The sequence below is a fragment of the Candidatus Hydrothermales bacterium genome, from assembly GCA_039630235.1.
Taxonomy (GTDB): domain Bacteria; phylum Hydrothermota; class Hydrothermia; order Hydrothermales; family JAJRUZ01; genus JBCNVI01.
Genome location: JBCNVI010000022.1, coordinates 1 through 1,348, shown reverse-complemented (window position 1 = coordinate 1,348; position 1,348 = coordinate 1). Strand labels below are relative to the sequence as shown.

The window sequence follows — 1,348 nt, the reverse complement described above, 5'->3', positions numbered from 1 at the left end:
TATGCACCTCCGCCTGGATCATAGGTCGGAAAATTTGTTGAATTAGTATACCCAACCACGAAAACATTTCCACCTCCATCTGTTGAAATTGAATTTGCATAATCACTCCCACCTCCCCCATAATAAGTAGCCCACTGCCTTACTCCTGCATTCGTGAATTTCAATATAAACGCATCCTCACCCCCCGCATTGCTTCCCTGAAAATATGCACCTCCGCCTGGATTTTGAGTCGGAAAATTAGTTGAATAAGTCCACCCAGCCACGAAAACATTTCCGCCTCCATCTGTTGAAATTGAATATGCACCATCATCCATACTTCCCCCATAGTAAGTAGCCCACTGCCTTACTCCTGAATTTGTGAATTTCAATATAAATGCATCAAACAACCCCGCATTGCTTCCCTGATAATATGCACCTGCGCCTGGATTTTGAGTCGGAAAATTTGTTGAAGTAGTATACCCAACCACGAAAACATTTCCACCTCCATCTGTTGAAATTGAATGTGCAGCATCATCCCCACCTCCCCCATAATAAGTAGCCCACTGCCTTACTCCTGAATTTGTGAATTTCAATATAAATACATCAACACCACCCGCATTGCTTCCCTGAAAATATGCACCTGCGCCTGGATCATAGGTCGGAAAATTTGCTGAATTAGTATACCCAACCACGAAAACATTTCCACCTCCATCTGTTGAAATTGAACGTGCATAATCATACCCACCTCCCCCATAATAAGTAGCCCACTGCCTTACTCCTGCATTCGTGAATTTCAATATAAATACATCAACACCACCCGCATAGCTTCCCTGAAAATATGCACCTCCGCCTGGATCATAGGTCGGAAAATTTGTTGAAGTAGTATACCCAGCCACGAAAACATTTCCACCTCCATCTGTTGAAATTGAATATACTTCATCATACCCATTTCCCCCATAATAAGTAGCCCACTGCCTTACCCCTGCATTCGTGAATTTCAATATAAATGCATCATACAACCCCGCATTGCTTCCCTGAAAATATGCACCTGCGCCTGGATTTTGAGTCGGAAAATTTGTTGAAGCAGTCCACCCAGCCACGAAAACATTTCCACCTCCATCTGTTGAAATTGAATGTGCAACATCATACCCACTTCCTCCATAATAAGTAGCCCACTGCCTTACTCCTGAATTTGTGAATTTCAATATAAATGCATCAAGACTCCCCGCATTGCTTCCCTGATAATACGCACCTCCGCCTGGATTATAGGTCGGAAAATCAGTTGAAGTAGCCCACCCAACCACGAAAACATTTCCACTTGCATCCGTTGAAACTGAATTTGCCCGATCACTCCCACCTCCCCCATAAT

1 protein-coding gene is annotated in these 1,348 nt (G+C 43.5%); it reads right to left on the bottom strand.

The features are described from left to right. A partial coding sequence (locus tag ABDH49_09045) for an SBBP repeat-containing protein (GenBank protein MEN3047097.1) occupies nt 1-1,348 on the bottom strand: 1,348 nt, incomplete at both ends.